Annotated in this window: 14 protein-coding genes and 1 pseudogene; 7 read left to right on the top strand and 8 right to left on the bottom strand. The window is 64.2% G+C overall.

Features of this window, described 5'->3' with window-relative positions:
* Position 1: 1 nt before the first annotated feature.
* Together N181_RS14360 and hutC are read right to left on the bottom strand one after the other, a co-directional pair.
* On the bottom strand, positions 2–2,929 hold the full coding sequence (locus N181_RS14360) for an aminotransferase (RefSeq protein ID WP_037436888.1): 2,928 nt from the start codon (positions 2,927–2,929) through the stop codon (positions 2–4).
* Between the two features lie 30 nt (positions 2,930–2,959).
* Positions 2,960–3,703, bottom strand: a complete 744-nt coding sequence (hutC, locus tag N181_RS14355; RefSeq protein ID WP_014329583.1) for a histidine utilization transcriptional repressor HutC — start codon at positions 3,701–3,703, stop codon at positions 2,960–2,962.
* Positions 3,704–3,835: 132 nt separating this feature from the next.
* Here hutC and hutF point away from each other — a divergent pair, with 132 nt between their 5' ends.
* The 6 genes from hutF to N181_RS14325 all read left to right on the top strand — a co-directional run bounded on the left by hutF (position 3,836) and on the right by N181_RS14325 (position 10,144).
* On the top strand, positions 3,836–5,212 hold the full coding sequence (gene hutF / locus N181_RS14350; RefSeq protein ID WP_037394609.1) for a formimidoylglutamate deiminase: 1,377 nt from the start codon (positions 3,836–3,838) through the stop codon (positions 5,210–5,212).
* Positions 5,213–5,247: 35 nt separating this feature from the next.
* A complete protein-coding gene (locus N181_RS14345) occupies positions 5,248–6,282 on the top strand; it encodes an ABC transporter substrate-binding protein (RefSeq protein ID WP_014329585.1) in 1,035 nt (344 codons plus the stop codon).
* 135 nt (positions 6,283–6,417) lie between these two features.
* Positions 6,418–7,275: an ABC transporter permease gene (locus N181_RS14340; protein ID WP_012709247.1), complete on the top strand. Its 858-nt coding sequence runs from the start codon at positions 6,418–6,420 to the stop codon at positions 7,273–7,275.
* Positions 7,268–8,095, top strand: coding sequence for a quaternary amine ABC transporter ATP-binding protein (locus tag N181_RS14335; protein ID WP_050984033.1), 828 nt, complete (start codon positions 7,268–7,270; stop codon positions 8,093–8,095). The genes N181_RS14340 and N181_RS14335 overlap by 8 nt, the downstream gene beginning before the upstream one ends.
* A complete protein-coding gene (locus N181_RS14330; RefSeq protein ID WP_037394607.1) occupies positions 8,088–9,575 on the top strand; it encodes an HAL/PAL/TAL family ammonia-lyase in 1,488 nt (495 codons plus the stop codon). Before N181_RS14335 ends, N181_RS14330 begins: the two co-directional genes overlap by 8 nt.
* On the top strand, positions 9,572–10,144 hold the full coding sequence (locus N181_RS14325) for a HutD/Ves family protein (protein ID WP_014329587.1): 573 nt from the start codon (positions 9,572–9,574) through the stop codon (positions 10,142–10,144). Before N181_RS14330 ends, N181_RS14325 begins: the two co-directional genes overlap by 4 nt.
* Before the next feature lie 6 nt (positions 10,145–10,150).
* On the opposite strand, the gene N181_RS14320 is transcribed toward N181_RS14325, so the two are convergent.
* The 3 genes from N181_RS14320 to N181_RS14310 all read right to left on the bottom strand — a co-directional run bounded on the left by N181_RS14320 (position 10,151) and on the right by N181_RS14310 (position 11,092).
* The gene (locus tag N181_RS14320; RefSeq protein WP_037394604.1) at positions 10,151–10,393 is read right to left on the bottom strand and encodes a hypothetical protein; all 243 of its coding nucleotides are present in this window, start codon (positions 10,391–10,393) and stop codon (positions 10,151–10,153) included.
* A gap of 34 nt (positions 10,394–10,427) precedes the next feature.
* Positions 10,428–10,616 carry a hypothetical protein gene (locus N181_RS14315; protein WP_014329589.1) on the bottom strand — a complete coding sequence of 63 codons (189 nt, stop codon included), beginning with the start codon at positions 10,614–10,616 and terminating at the stop codon, positions 10,428–10,430.
* An 80-nt stretch (positions 10,617–10,696) separates the two neighbouring features.
* A complete protein-coding gene (locus tag N181_RS14310; RefSeq protein WP_014329590.1) occupies positions 10,697–11,092 on the bottom strand; it encodes a low affinity iron permease family protein in 396 nt (131 codons plus the stop codon).
* Positions 11,093–11,266: 174 nt separating this feature from the next.
* On the opposite strand from N181_RS14310, the gene N181_RS14305 reads away from it, so the two are divergent.
* Positions 11,267–11,665, top strand: a complete 399-nt coding sequence (locus tag N181_RS14305) for a hypothetical protein (RefSeq protein WP_014329591.1) — start codon at positions 11,267–11,269, stop codon at positions 11,663–11,665.
* 33 nt (positions 11,666–11,698) lie between these two features.
* Here N181_RS14305 and N181_RS14300 read toward each other — a convergent pair whose 3' ends face one another.
* The 3 genes and pseudogenes from N181_RS14300 to N181_RS14290 form a co-directional block, all read right to left on the bottom strand.
* Positions 11,699–12,277, bottom strand: coding sequence for a hypothetical protein (locus N181_RS14300; RefSeq protein ID WP_014329592.1), 579 nt, complete (start codon positions 12,275–12,277; stop codon positions 11,699–11,701).
* Positions 12,278–12,531: 254 nt separating this feature from the next.
* Positions 12,532–12,768, bottom strand: a complete 237-nt coding sequence (locus tag N181_RS14295) for a hypothetical protein (protein ID WP_014329593.1) — start codon at positions 12,766–12,768, stop codon at positions 12,532–12,534.
* A 530-nt stretch (positions 12,769–13,298) separates the two neighbouring features.
* Positions 13,299–14,305 (bottom strand): annotated as a pseudogene (locus N181_RS14290) (aldo/keto reductase).
* Positions 14,306–14,338: the final 33 nt, after the last annotated feature.

Raw genomic sequence — 14,338 nt, 5'->3', positions numbered from 1 at the left:
CTTACCAGCCCTCGTCCAGCACCTTTGCCAGCATGTCGGCAAAGAAATCGGCGCTCTCGCGGCCGAGGCAGAGCGGTGGCTTGATCTTCAATACGTTGAGGTGGTCGCCGGTCGGCTGCATGATGACGCCGAGGTCGAGGAGGCGGTCGCAGATCGCCGCCGTCTCCTCGGTCGCGGGCTCGAGCGTTTCCCGGTCGCGGACGAATTCGACGCCGAGATAGAGACCCATGCCATGCACCGCGCCAATGATCGGGAACCGCTGTCCGAGCGCTTGTAGCCGGCCCTTCAGGTGATCCCCCACGGCGCGGGCATTCTCCTGCAGGGCCTCGTCATGCAGGATGTCGAGGACGGTCAGCCCGACGACGGAGCTCACCGGGCTGCCGCCGGCGGACGAGAAGAAATAGCCTTCCTCCTCCAGCGCGTCGGCGATCTCGCGGCGGGTGATCACGGCCCCGAGCGGGTGGCCATTGCCCATGCCCTTGGCGACGGTGATGATATCCGGCACGACGCCCTGTTCCTCGAAGCCCCAGAAATAGTGACCGAGCCGGCCGTAACCGACCTGCACCTCGTCGGCGATGCAGACGCCGCCGCGCGCCCGGACCATGGCGTAGACGGCTTCGAGATAGCCGGGCGGCAGCGGGATGCCGCCGGCATTGCCGTAGACCGCTTCACAGATGAAGCCGGCGAAGCTTTCGCCCTTCTCATCCAGTTCCTTGAGCTTCGCAGCGACGGTGCCGACGTAATCCCCGGTCGAGCCTTCGCCGCGATACGGCCCGCGATAGGTGTTCGGCGAGATGACCGGATGCACCCAATCCGGCCGGGTCGTCAGCGCCTGCGGATTGTCGGCGATCGAGGTCGAGACCGCGTCGCTGGCGACCGTCCAGCCATGATAGGCCTCGAGCAGCGAGAGCATGTTTCGCGCGCCGGAATAGGCCCAGGCGAGTCGGATGGCGAGGTCGTTCGCCTCCGATCCGCTGTTGACGAGAAAGACCGTGTCGAGGCCTTCCGGAGCAAGAGCCGCAAGCCGCTCCGAAAACTCGGCGACCGCCGCGTAATGAAAGCGGGAATTGGTATTGAGCAGCGACCATTGCCGCCCGACCGCGGCGGAGAGGCGCGGATGGCCGTGGCCGACGATGGTGACGTTGTTGACCATGTCGAGATAGGCCCGCCCCTCGACGTCGAAGAGATGCTCCTTCCAGCCGCGCTCGATTTCGGGCGGCCTGCGGTAGTAGTTCTTCTGCGGGCGCGCGAAATGGCGCCGGCGCCTGTCGAGCAGCGCCGCCGCTTGCGGTGGCGGCGCATCGCAATCGAAACCGAGGACATGCGCCGGCGACGGGCAGAGCCGACGCCAGGCTTCCGCTTGGTGCGCCGCGGCGAAAGGCGGCGGGTCGATTTCCGCAGCAATTGAGAGCTGAACGCGCATGAAGCCAAGCGCCGTGCGGTCGGCGGGAATCGTCCCGATCCGCTCGCCTGCCTCGACGCTTCCACGCTCTATGCCTGCCGGCTCGATACCCAGCAGATGAAGGTGGAGGCCCTGCGCCGAGAGGATCAGCCTGCCGCCGCGCTCATGCAGTTGACCGGCAAAGGGCGCGTGAACAGCCGTCTGACCATGCAGGCAGAGGTCGACATGGAGGGCATGGGTTTGCGGCGCCAGGGCTTGAAGAAGCCGCGTTTCCGTCAGGCGGAATTCGCCGTAGCGGGTCGCTGCAGCGCCGGCCGCACGCGCCGCCGACTGCAAGAGCAGCGCCTCTGTGTCCTCATAGTGCCAACGGTCGGCGGGCAGATGCGGTCCGAGTAGCGACAGGTCGACAATCCCGACCCGGCCCGAGTCGATGTCCGGCAGCAGGCGGCCAGCCATCGGCAGGACAACCGGCGCCACCTCCTTGCCGACGGCCTGATGAATGGCATGATCCATGAGCTCGAAGGGAACGGAGACGGCGACATCGAAGATTTCGCGCTCGTGCGCGGCATTGTCCCGGACATAGCCATTCTCCGGCTCGATCTCGAGTTGCCTTGCCGAGCTCGCGACCAGAATGCCGGCTCTCGCGACGATCAGCGGCCAGAGCGCCTTGATTTCGGCCTCCGTCAGCGGGCAGACGGCGTGGAACGCCTTGACTGCCGGCAGGATGCAGAAGGGATCGCCATCGGCGTGGTGCAGCAGCGACGCACAGGTGACGGCAAGGTCCGCGACCAGCCAGCCCTTCAGCACGTCGCCGAAATCGATGACGCCCTCGGGGACGAGGCGGCCGCTCGTCTCGGCCCTGCTCACCACGTTGTCGTCGGTGACATCCTGATGGATCGCCTGCAGGCGCAACTCCGGCATCAGCGGCTGGACGCGGCGCATCGCACCCACCATCGCCTCGGCGATGCGCTTGCGCATGTCGACGTCGGCCATCGCCGAAAGCAGCTGAAGTGCCACCGGACCCGCCCGCCGGAGATCCCATTGCAGTTGCCGGTCGAGCCCCGGATGATCGAAGTCCGCGAGCGCGACCGCGAGCCGTCCGGCGAGGTCGCCAAGGGCCGAAACGGTCTCTGCCGCGAGGTGCTTGCGGCGTGTCAGCGGCGTGCCCTCGAGGTAGGTCAGCAGCCGGAACTGGTAGGTTCCGTCGCGCATGGCTGCGGAGACGATCTCCTCGCCGTCGAGCGCCGGGACGACTTGCGGCACCGTCGGCGCATCGGCCTTGGCGCTCACATGACGCAGGGCCGCGTTTTGGGCCTCGAGCTCGACGCGCTCATACTCCGCCCTTGCTATCTTCAGCACGAAGCGGCCCTCGGCCGTGTCGATGCGATAGTTGCGGTCCTGCTGGCTGCCGAGTTCGGTGAGTTCGCCGGAGAGGCCGTAGTGCTCCAGCAGAATCGTCTTCGCTTCGTCGGCCGACACATCGGGCCTTGTGAGCTCAGTGCGGCGCTTCAGCGAGTCCTCTTCCATATTTCGCTCCCATCTTCTTCGAGGGTGCCATTACTGCGAAATGCCCTCGAGACGATAACGCGTGCCGGGGTAGAGCAGCCGCGCCACTGTCACGTTCCTGGTGTCCGACCACGTCCGACGGCGGATCATCAGGCAAGGTTCGTTGCGGCCGATCGCAAGCAGCTTGCATTCCCAGGACTGCGGCAACACCGCTTCGACGATCTGCTCGGTGCGGGTGATCGGTGCGACGAGCGTCAGATAGGCATTCGGCGTCAAGCTGGCGAAATCCTGTGCCAGGTAGTCGGGGCAGATCACGGGATTGACGAAGCGGTCCTCGATCTGGATCGGCACGCCATTTTCCGCGTGAACGATGATCGAGTGGAAGACCCGCGCTCCGGTCGCAAGGCCCAGCGCATCGGCAATTTCGGGACTTGCTGGTTTCTCCTCCAGGAGATCGATGCGAGAGGTATGACGATGACCACGCTCGCGGATTTCGTCGGCAATGTTGCGGACTTCGAGCAGCGCCGTGCTGCCCTTGTGCGCGGCAACGAAGGACCCGACGCCCTGCACCCGCGTGATGGCGCCCTCGCTCGCCAGCTCGCGCAAGGCGCGGTTTGCGGTCATCCGGCTGACCCCGAGGTCGGCGACGATGTCGTTCTCGGATGGGATGCGATGATGCGCCGGCCACTCGCCGCTTTCGATGCGGCTACGGATGAATTGCTTCACCGCTTCGTAGCGCGGAAGAGGTCCATCCTCGAAGGCGGTTATGTCGCGTTTGCGCTCCATTGGCGTCATATAATGCTCCGTTCGTCGGTGCGGGACCGACATGCCACCCGGCAAATCAGGAACTGTTTTCGACGATTTTGAGGTTGCGCGCCACCAGAAAATATCTATAGTTCCATATACAACCACGTACAGGAGGACGCGATGCCTGCCTTTTCCGCTCACCGGCTTTTCGCCGAGCAGGCGCTTCTGTCGACGGGTTGGGCGGAGAACGTCGTCATTTCCATCGACAGTGACGGGTGCATCGCTGCTGTTGAAGCCGGCCAGGCGCCAGCTCCGGGCGACGGGCGCGCCGCCGGTCCCGTCGTTCCGGCCATGCCGAACCTGCACTCCCACGCCTTTCAGCGCGCCATGGCCGGCCTTGCCGAAGTGGCGGGCAGCGGCGACGACAGCTTCTGGACCTGGCGCGAGGCGATGTACCGCACTGTGGGCCTCGTCGATCCCGACGATGTCGAGGCGATCGCCGCAAAGCTCTATGTGGAGATGCTGAAGGGCGGCTTCGGCCGCGTCGTCGAGTTCCACTATCTTCATCACACGGCCGACGGCACTCCTTATGCCGACCCGGCGGAGATGTCGCTGCGCATCGTCAACGCTGCGCAAGCGGCGGGCATCGGCCTTACGCATCTGCCGGTCTTCTACGCGCATGCCAATTTCGGCGGCGTGGCACCCAATCCGGGACAACGCCCGTTCCTGCACGATCCGGATCGCTTCCTTGCCCTTCTCGAGCGCCTCGTCCCGGCATGCGCCGAAGCCGGCGCCGAGCTCGGTTATGCCATTCATTCGCTGCGCGCCGCGACGCCGGACGAGATGCGACGAATTCTCGGCGCCGCACCGATTTCCGGACCGGTCCACATCCACGTCGCCGAACAGACCCGCGAGGTCGAGGACTGCCTCGCCTGGAGCGGCCGTCGCCCGGTCGATTGGCTGCTTGATGAAATGCCGGTCGACCAGCGCTGGTGCGCCATTCATGCGACGCACATGACGGCGGCGGAAACCGAACGGCTGGCGAAGTCGGGAGCAATTGCCGGCCTTTGCCCGGCGACCGAAGCCAATCTCGGCGACGGCATCTTCCCGGCCACCGACTTTCTGGCGGCCGGCGGGCGCTTCGGTATCGGCACCGACAGCCATGTGGCGACCAGCGTCGCGGAAGAACTGCGGCTCCTCGAATACGGCCAGCGGCTGCGCGACCGCCGGCGCAACCGGCTCGCTTCCGGTCCGGGCGCTTCCGTCGGCCGAACAATTTTCGACGCCGCGCTCACGGGCGGCGCCCAGGCGGCGGGCCTCGGCACGTCGGGTATCAAGGCCGGTGCACGGGCGGACCTCGTCGTGCTCGACGGTGCCAATCCCTACATCGCCGCCGCAAGCGGCAATCAGATTCTCGACCGCTGGCTCTTTGCGCTCGGCGGCGAGGCGGTCCGCGACGTCATGATCGCGGGCCAATGGAAGATCCGCAACGGACACCATGACCGGGAGGAAGACATCGACCGCGCCTTCGGGCGGGTTCTGACCAAGTTGAAATAGCAATCCAGTCGACGATCAAAAAAAGGGGAATGCGCATGTCGATCAGCACAATGAAACTCACCTTCGCTGCCGCCGGCCTGATGCTGGCGGTCTCTACCGGCGCTGCCAATGCTTCCTATTGCGGCGACGGCAAGACCGTGACCTTCGCCGGCATCGATTGGGAAAGCGGCGCCTTCATCACCGAGGTGATGAAAACGATCCTCGCCATGGGTTACGATTGCCAGGTCGATTCGATCCCCGGCAATTCCGTGACACTGGAGCAGGCGACCGCCAACAACGACGTGCAGATTTTTGCCGAGGAATGGCTCGGCCGCTCGGACATCTGGAACAAGGCGGTCGAAGAAAAGAAGGTGGTTGCTGTCGGCAAGACCTTCGTGGGCGCCAGCGAGGGCTGGTTCGTGCCGGACTATGTCGTCCACGGCGATCCGGCTCGCAATATCGAAGCCAAGGCGCCGGATCTGAAGAGCGTCTCCCAGCTTTCCGACCCGAAGGTCGTCGAAGTCTTCGCCGATCCGGAGGAGCCCTCCAAGGGCCGCTTCCTGAATTGCCCCTCCGGCTGGACCTGCGAGGGGGTAAGCACCGCCAAGCTCGAGGCCTACAAGCTCGGCGAGGCCTATGTGAACTTCCGCCCCGGCACGGGCACGGCGCTCGATTCGGCGATCACCTCCGCCTATCTGCAGGGCGAGCCGATCCTCTTCTACTACTGGTCGCCGACCGCGATCATGGGGAAATTCAAGCTGATCCAGCTCGAGGAGCCCGCCTACAACGAAGCCTGCTGGAAAGAGCTGAGCAGCGCCAACGGCAAGCGTGACCAGGGCTGTGCCTTCCCCTCGGTCGATGTAGCCTATGGCGTCAACAGCACCTTCGCGTCCGAGGCTCCCGAGATTGTCGCGATCCTCGAGAAGGCGACCTTCCCGCTCGAAGACGTCAACGGCAGCCTTGCCTATATGACAGACAACAAGGTCGATGCCGTCGCTGCCGCCGCCGAGTTCCTGAAGACAAAGGCCGACGTCTGGGGCAAGTGGGTCTCCGATGAGGCGCGCAGCAAGATCGAGGCAAGCCTCAAGTAAGGCGAGCTTAACCCGCATGCGTTCGCCGCGCCTTACCGTTCCATGACGGAAGGATGCGGCGGCGCGCAGGCTGCCAAGCTGCCGCGGTCAGGCGACAAGGATCGCCCGCGGCTCTCTGAGCAAGGAACGGTTCCGATGTTTCCGGACTCTCTCAATCTTTCGATCCGCGCCCCGGTGAACGAATTCATCCAGGCGCTCGTCACGAACTACGGCTGGGTGTTCAAGGCGATCAGCGGCGTCATCCTGAAGGCTGTGCTGTTCATCGAATGGATCCTGCGCGGGCTGCCCTGGTGGCTCGTCATTCTCGCCTTCATGGCGCTCGCCTGGCAGAGTTCGAAGCGCTGGACGCTGACGCTTGCCGTCGGCGTCCTGCTTCTCGCCGTCGGCGTGCTCGGTCTCTGGGACCTGACGATGCAGACGCTGGCCCTGATGCTGATGGCGACCATCGTCTCGGTGGTGATCGGCGTGCCGATCGGCATCCTGGTCGCCAAGAGCCGGGTCGTCCGCAATGTCACCCTGCCGGTTCTCGACGTCATGCAGACCATGCCGAGCTTCGTCTACCTGATCCCGGCGCTGATGCTCTTCGGCCTCGGCAAGGTGCCGGCGATCCTGGCGACCATCATCTACGCGGTTCCGCCGCTGATCCGCCTGACCGATCTCGGCATCCGCCAGGTCGACGGCGAGGTTGTCGAAGCGGCGACCGCCTTCGGCGGCAGTCCGACGCAGATCCTGTTCGGGGTCGAACTGCCGCTCGCCACCCCGACCATCATGGCCGGCCTCAACCAGACGATCATGATGGCATTGTCGATGGTCGTCGTCGCCTCGATGATCGGCGCGCGGGGGCTCGGCGAACAGGTGCTGAACGGCATCCAGACGCTCGACGTCGGCAAGGGCCTGGAGGCCGGCATCGGCATCGTCATCCTCGCAATCGTGCTCGACCGCATCACGCAGGGCTTCGGCAAGCCCCGGACGGAGGACGCCCGCAATGGCTGATATCGAAATCCGCAACGTCTACAAAATCTTCGGGCATGATGCGAAGGCCGCGCTCGCCATGGCCAAGGACGGCCTGGACAAGGCCGATATCCTCGCCCGGACCGGCTGCAGCGTCGGTCTCAACGATGTCAGCCTGAAGATCGGCGCCGGCAAGATCTTCGTGATCATGGGCCTTTCCGGCTCCGGCAAGTCGACCCTGGTGCGCCACATCAACCGGCTGATCGAACCGACCAGCGGCGAGGTCGTGTTCGACGGCAGCAATATCCTCGACCTCGACGCCAAGGCGCTGCGCGCTTTCCGGATGCGGCGCGTCAGCATGGTCTTCCAGAGCTTCGCGCTGATGCCGCACCGGACCGTGATGCAGAATGTCGTCTACGGCCAGCGCGTGCGCGGCGTCTCGAAGGCCGACGCGCGCGAGATCGGCATGAAATGGATCGAGACGGTCGGGCTATCGGGCTATGATGCGAAATTCCCGCATCAGCTCTCGGGCGGCATGAAGCAGCGCGTCGGGCTGGCACGGGCGCTCGCCGCCGATACCGACGTGATCCTGATGGACGAGGCGTTCAGCGCCCTCGATCCGCTGATCCGCAGCGACATGCAGGATCAATTGCTGCAACTCCAGCAGAATCTTGCAAAGACCATCGTCTTCATCACCCACGATCTCGACGAGGCGCTGCGCATCGGATCCGAGATCGCCATCCTGAAAGACGGTCAGGTCGTGCAGGTCGGCTCGCCCAGTGATATTCTCGACAATCCGGCAAACGACTATGTCGCGCGCTTCGTCCAGCGCCGGCAGGGAAGACCCGAGAAGCATGGCTGAAACGATCATCATCGATGGACCGCTGACATGGCGCGAGATCGCCAGCGTTGCTGACGGCGCCCGCCTCACCTTGTCCGAGCGGACGCGTCAGCGGATCATCGATGCCCGCCGGATCGTCGATGCGCTGGTCGATCGCGGCATCCGCGGTTACGGCATCAATACAGGCGTCGGTGCGCTTTGCGATGTCGTGATCAGCCGCGAGAACCAGCAGACCCTGTCGCACAACATCATCCTGAGCCACGCCTGCGGCGTCGGCGATCCGCTCGGGCAGGCCGAAGCCCGCGCCGTGATGGCGGCGCAGATCGCCAATTTCGCGCACGGCTACTCCGGCGTCCGGATCGAGACGGTCGAAGCGCTGCTGGCACTGCTCAACGCCGACATCATTCCGCTCATCCCCTCGCGCGGCTCCGTCGGCTATCTCACCCACGCCGCCGCCATCGGCCTGGTGTTGCTCGGTCATGGCACGGCCGCGCGCGGAGCCGAGAAGCTCCGCGGCACGGAGGCGCTCGCCCGGGTGGGGCTGAAGCCGCTGAGGCTGCAGGCGAAAGAGGGACTCAGCCTCGTCAACGGCACGCCCTGCGCCACCGGTCAGGCTGCGCTGGCGCTTGCCCGCACGGAACGGCTCTTCGGCTGGGCCGATGCGGCCGCGGCGATGACCTATGAAAATCTGGGCAGCCAGGCCGAGCCCTTTGCCGAGGGACCACTGGCACTGCGGCAATCGCCGGGCCTCCAGGCGGTCGGCAAGCGCTTGCGCGACTGGCTTTCCGAGAGCCCGATGCTCGCCGAGACGGCCGGTCGCCGCACACAGGACCCCTTGAGCCTCAGAGCCGTGCCGCAGGTGCACGGCGCGGCGCGCGATGCCTTCGACCACGTAGCCGAGATCGTCGACCGCGAGCTTTCGAGCGTCACCGACAATCCGGCCGTCTCCGGTTCGCCGGAGGCTCCGCGAGTGCATTCGCAGGCCCATGCCGTAGGGGCGGCGCTCGGCCTCGCCATGGATGGTCTCGCCGTCGCCGCGGCCGAAGTCGCCTCGATTTCGGAGCGGCGCATCGACCGTCTCGTAAACCCTCTGGTCAGCGGTCTTCCGGCGTTTCTTGCCGATGACAGCGGCGTCTCCTCCGGCTTCATGATTGCCCAGTACACGGCCGCGGCCCTTGTCGCCGAGAACCGCCGGCTGGCAGCGCCAGCCAGCCTTGATGGCGGCATCACCTCTGCGTTGCAGGAGGATATCCTGACCCACGCCACGCCTGCCGCATGGAAAGTCTTGTCGATCCTCGACAATCTCGAACGGATCGTCGCGATCGAATTGCTGGCGGCAGCGCAGGCCTATGACCTGCAGCCGAAGTCCCGCGGCAAGGCGCCGCGCACCGATGCACTTTATGGCCGCATTCGCGGAGCAATCTCAACCTATGCCGACGACCGGCCGATGAACGAGGATTTCGACCGGATGTGCGACCTCATGCGAGGAGTGGCACCATGAAAATCCTTCGCGCTAACGACTACAGACACATGCCCTGGAAGAACGGCGGCGGCGAGACTGTCGAAATCGCCGTGTCGCCGGATCGCGCGCCGCTTTCCGATTTCGATTGGCGCGTCAGCATGGCGACGGTTGCCAATGACGGCCTGTTTTCCAGCTTTCCGGGCATCGACCGGACGCTCTCCATTCTCGAAGGCGCCGGCATGACGCTCTTGATCGAGGGCCGCCCGCCGAGGCTTTTGACAACGGCCGACGCCCCCCTCTCCTTCCCCGCCGATGTCACCACATCGGCGAAACTCGCGAACGGCCCGATCACCGACCTGAATGTCATGACCCGCCGGCAGTCGCTCAGGCACCGGGTGCGAAAGCTCCATGTCGATCATTCGCAACCGATTACGTCGCACGCCCGCGAACTCATTCTGTTCTGCCACCGCGGCAGCGTCACGCTGTCAACGGAAGGCGTCTCTGCGACCCTGCATGCGCTGGACACGGCAGTGCTTCAGCCTGTCGCCGTCACTCTGTCCGCCGACATCGCCTCCGAAGTGTTCCTTATCGAGATCAGTTCCGCGTAGTTCATATCACCAGGCGTAGCGGATCGCACCGAAGAGCAGGAGGATGGCGCCGAGCGCCATCAGCGCCGCCGCGTGCCAGTTCCGCGTCAGGCCCAGGAAACGCAAGCCCTGATGCCCTGGTTCTAACGTCTGTGGATCATTGTCGAAGGGATGCGGCGGCCCGCTCAGCCGTCGCCGGCCAAGCGCTTCCCACGTCATGACGAGAACGCCGCAGATAAACAGGAATGCACCGGCGAGGACGGCCCACACGCGCTTGCTCCGCAAAACGACGCGCAATCACGCCTTAGCGTGTGCGCGTTTGGGGACGCACGACATTCATCTGAAGCTCGTGGCACGAAGCATACCTGCCGAGAACCTTGATCAGGCGTTGCTCCTCGGTCTTGTGAAGTCCGGTGCGCCGGCAATACTCCGCCACGTCCCAGACATGCTTGGCATAGGATTTTTCGAGCTTACGGATGTCCATGTGTCTCATACTTTACCTCCCACCTCTGTCGAGACAACGTCCGCCGGTCTGTTTTGGTTCCACGCCTTCGCCAAGCTTCTGGGAACACGTCACGCCTTGCAGTCGGTCCTCGTGACGCCGTTCTCTGCCTCCCGCGCGTCGGCACCCTCTTGCATGCAGTTGCGGCGAACCTCCTTCAGCTCACGCTCGTCGAGCTTCTCGATTCCGATATAGCGGTTCTCGGCGTCGCTCACGCGGATGAGCTCGTCGATCTTGGCCTGCAGCGCGATACGGTCACGGTTCTGGGAATTCTGAAGCACGAAGACCATCCAGAATGTCATGATCGTCGTGCAGGTATTGACGACGAGCTGCCATCTTGCCGAGAAATCGAAAAGCGGGCCGAGAATGGCCCAGATGGCGATCGCCGCAAGCGCGACGGTAAAGGTGGTCGGTCGTCCAGCGAGATCGGAAATCTTGTTGGAGAAGCGAGTAAAGATCGGCTCCATCTGGCGGCCTCCTTCTGAAATGCGCGAACGCGGCGACGGCCTTGTTGGTTCCTGTGGAGGGGGTTGCCGGCTGAGCCTGCACACGGAACAAATCATCCCTCCTGCCGTTCAGCCAATGCCGACGCAACCGGCCAAGGTGGAGGAGAACGCAGGACCAGGACGGAAGAGGTCCCGATGCCTCAGAAAGAAAACAAGCTTCAGAAACTGACACTGATGCTCGGCCAGACGGTCGCCGCGATGCGTGTCAACGAAATGCTGACGTGCCGCCTGCTGCGCTGGATAGCCGCGCAGACGGACGACCCGCAGCGTTTCATTGCAGAAGCCGTGGATGACATCCGAAACGAGCTGCGGAGCGCGGCCGAAGAGGACGGCAGCACGGTGACAGCGGAGGCCGCCAAGCAGGCTCTGGAATATCTCGACAACCTTGGCGCCGAGATGTTGGCGCCGCGGAGACACAAGCGTGCATCCGCCGAGATCAAGGACCTCTCGCCGCTCGACGAGTATCGCTTCCCGCCGTTCACATCCGCCCTGGACGGCCCCATGAACGGCACCGTCCGACACCGGGATCACTGACCACAGGACGGGGTCTCGGCTCGCCATCGCCTCTCACTGAACTCCGTGATGCGGCACGGATTTCGGCACCTCTTCCAGGAACGTATAGGGCCCATCAGGACATTTGACGTCCGGATTGACCGGATGGAACAGGCCGAGCGGATTCGGTTTGAAGATCCAGGCATGCAGATCGTAATGATGCAGCTGCGCCGGCAGGAGCGGCTCATGGCCCTCCATCGGCCCGTCGAAGGCTTGGCCGAACAGCGCAGGCTTCGATTTGATACCCGTTGCGAGCGGTATCAGCCACTCGACGGCGACGAGCTGTAGCTTGTCGCCAACCGGCTCGTAGACCAGCAGGGTCGGCTTCATCGGATCGGGCTCCGGGCCGATCAGGGCGGGGTTCAGGAAATGCACCCCCATCGTGCCGGTCGCGAATGTGACGCAGCCCAACGTCGAGAAATAGCCGTCGCGCACGGCAACCACCGGATCCTGGTATTTTTCAAGCGACGCCTTGAGCTTCTCGAGCTCCGGCGGAAGCTTGTCGGACGCATTCACCAATTGTGCGGACATGAAAGCAATGGCTGCCGCCAGACAATTGACCCACAGGCAGCGCACCACCGAAGACATAGGCATGGCTCGGTCCTCCCTCGCTCCACCGTCTCCCGCGAGGAGCAGGGCGCCATAATACTGCGGGCTACGTCTGCGCGCCATTCATGCGATTGGGTTAGTTCCGTTCTCGATCACGCGGGAAGCAGGAAATCCCCTACCCGGCCCGCGACCGCTGATATCGGGTTGGCCCCCGCTGATCGAGCAGGCCAAGAAACGTGGGAGGGGCGCCCATGGCGCCCCTCCCCGGATCCTCGCGCTCGCCTCGGTCGGGCGGCACCTCAAAGCCGTAGATCCCAAAGGGAAAATCTGGCTTCCAGCAGCCGGTCCTCATTCTCCGGAAGACCGATGTCGCGGCGCATGCGATCGGACAGATGGGAGACCTGGTTCGTCATTTGACGATGTCTCCAAAGTGCCAGAAGCAACGCACGCGCAGTCTTCCGAGCGCCGAATTTCCGGAATAGGTCATCGACCGTTGTGGCAAGGGTATCAACAACTAACAATTGTGTTTCGCGCATGATTTTCCGTCCCGGCGCACGACGCAGCCAGGTCCTCTCGAAGGTCAGAAAGACGCACGGATGCGGACGCGAAATACGAGCAAATCGCTCCGTCAGCCGGTCACGTCAAATCAAATTGGGATAGCGCCAATCGGCGGAAATCCGGGCTTAGTAGCCCTGGACACAAAACTGGCTCGGGCTGGATGCACGATGCATCGAAGCCACAGCGGCCGTTCCGCGAGTGAGGCGCACAGTCACGACAATAGTATCCATTTCACGCCTCCTCTGGCTTGAATTGCAAGTGACGCGAACATACACGAGTCCGGCCGATTGGCAAATACACAATTTCGGATTGCAGCAATCGTCACCGGATCCGTTGCAGGACCGCAACACTTTGGTGCTCCCAACGGCGGTGTGCCGGCATACATGCGGTTTACCGTCTCCGGCCGTTCCCAGCACGGCTCGAGACGAACATGTTGGCCCGACCTCGAGCGGCCGGTCCAACCGGAGCCTGCATGGGGCTGATCGCGGCGGTCAACCCGGCCGAGTGATCATTGGTCGTCCCTGTTGCCGAGGGCCGTGTCGATTGCCGCCATCGTCGCCGCCGGCAACGGCCCCATTTCCAGGGCGGTCAGATTCTCGCGCACCTGCGCCTCCGTCTTGAAGCCGGGGATCGGAAAGGTGTTGGGTGATCGGGCGAGAATCCAGCCAACCGCCCCTTGCGCCAAGGTCCTGCCGCTGGTCGTCAGAAGTTCCCGCACCTCGCCGAGGCGCTGCAGATCATCGGCACGCGGCCGTCCGTCCTCGAAGAACCGCACCCAGCTGTGCCCCGCCGCGCGCACGTCGTTTGCAGGCAAGCGCGTCTCCCTCCCGAACTTGCCGGTCAGGAATCCCATCGCCAAGGGCGAGCGATTGAGGCTGGCGAGATCGTTGCTCTCGCAAAGGCAAGCATGTCCGGCCCGTCCGTGAAAACATTGAGCTCATGCTGAACCGCGACGAAATGCGGGAACTTCACCATTCGTCTTGCCGCGGCGGCATTGTCCGTACTCCAGCCCCAGAAACGGATGGCGCCTTCTTCCACCAGTTTCTCGAGCGTCTCGCCGGCCGCGTCCGCCTGATCGCGTGAGAGTTGCCCGACATGGATTTGATAAAGGTCGATATAGTCGGTTGCGAGCCGCTGCAGCGATGCCGCGCAGGCCTCCCTTATATAGGCGGGACTGACATCGGTGCTGACGAGGGCGCGGGCGGCGCGATCATAGGTATAGCCGAACTTGGTGGCGATGATCGCATCGCCTCGTCGTCCACTGAGCGCCCGGCCGATCACCTCCTCGCTGTGCCCCGTTCCATAGGCATCCGCCGTGTCGATCAGCGACGCGCCCATTTCGAGGCCCAGCCGAATGGCGCGGATCGACTGTTCGTCGTCGACCTCCCCCCAGCCGTCCGGCTTGCCGTTGAGCGTGAAAAAGCCTCCGATCGCCCAACCGCCCAGGCCGATGGCCCCGGCCGACAGGCCGGACCGTCCCAATGGTCTGCGTCCTTTCACGGCGATGTCGAGCATGGGGTTCCCTTCCATTGTGCTACGGTGCTCACC

The organism is Sinorhizobium fredii USDA 205 (assembly GCF_001461695.1).
Lineage (GTDB): Bacteria > Pseudomonadota > Alphaproteobacteria > Rhizobiales > Rhizobiaceae > Sinorhizobium > Sinorhizobium fredii.
Note: the sequence above shows the minus strand (reverse complement) of the source record. Positions and strands in the feature narration are given on the sequence as shown.

What these genes read in the sequence shown, in the direction of transcription:
- N181_RS14305 (WP_014329591.1), top strand. Translation starts at nt 11,267, where the DNA reads ATGCCTCAGAAAGAAAACAAGCTTCAGAAACTGACACTGATGCTCGGC.
- hutF (WP_037394609.1), top strand. Translation starts at nt 3,836, where the DNA reads ATGCCTGCCTTTTCCGCTCACCGGCTTTTCGCCGAGCAGGCGCTTCTG.
- N181_RS14310 (WP_014329590.1), bottom strand. Translation starts at nt 11,092, where the DNA reads ATGGAGCCGATCTTTACTCGCTTCTCCAACAAGATTTCCGATCTCGCT.
- N181_RS14325 (WP_014329587.1), top strand. Translation starts at nt 9,572, where the DNA reads ATGAAAATCCTTCGCGCTAACGACTACAGACACATGCCCTGGAAGAAC.
- N181_RS14295 (WP_014329593.1), bottom strand. Translation starts at nt 12,768, where the DNA reads ATGCGCGAAACACAATTGTTAGTTGTTGATACCCTTGCCACAACGGTC.
- N181_RS14360 (WP_037436888.1), bottom strand. Translation starts at nt 2,929, where the DNA reads ATGGAAGAGGACTCGCTGAAGCGCCGCACTGAGCTCACAAGGCCCGAT.
- N181_RS14315 (WP_014329589.1), bottom strand. Translation starts at nt 10,616, where the DNA reads ATGAGACACATGGACATCCGTAAGCTCGAAAAATCCTATGCCAAGCAT.
- N181_RS14340 (WP_012709247.1), top strand. Translation starts at nt 6,418, where the DNA reads ATGTTTCCGGACTCTCTCAATCTTTCGATCCGCGCCCCGGTGAACGAA.
- N181_RS14330 (WP_037394607.1), top strand. Translation starts at nt 8,088, where the DNA reads ATGGCTGAAACGATCATCATCGATGGACCGCTGACATGGCGCGAGATC.
- N181_RS14300 (WP_014329592.1), bottom strand. Translation starts at nt 12,277, where the DNA reads ATGCCTATGTCTTCGGTGGTGCGCTGCCTGTGGGTCAATTGTCTGGCG.
- N181_RS14345 (WP_014329585.1), top strand. Translation starts at nt 5,248, where the DNA reads ATGTCGATCAGCACAATGAAACTCACCTTCGCTGCCGCCGGCCTGATG.
- hutC (WP_014329583.1), bottom strand. Translation starts at nt 3,703, where the DNA reads ATGACGCCAATGGAGCGCAAACGCGACATAACCGCCTTCGAGGATGGA.
- N181_RS14335 (WP_050984033.1), top strand. Translation starts at nt 7,268, where the DNA reads ATGGCTGATATCGAAATCCGCAACGTCTACAAAATCTTCGGGCATGAT.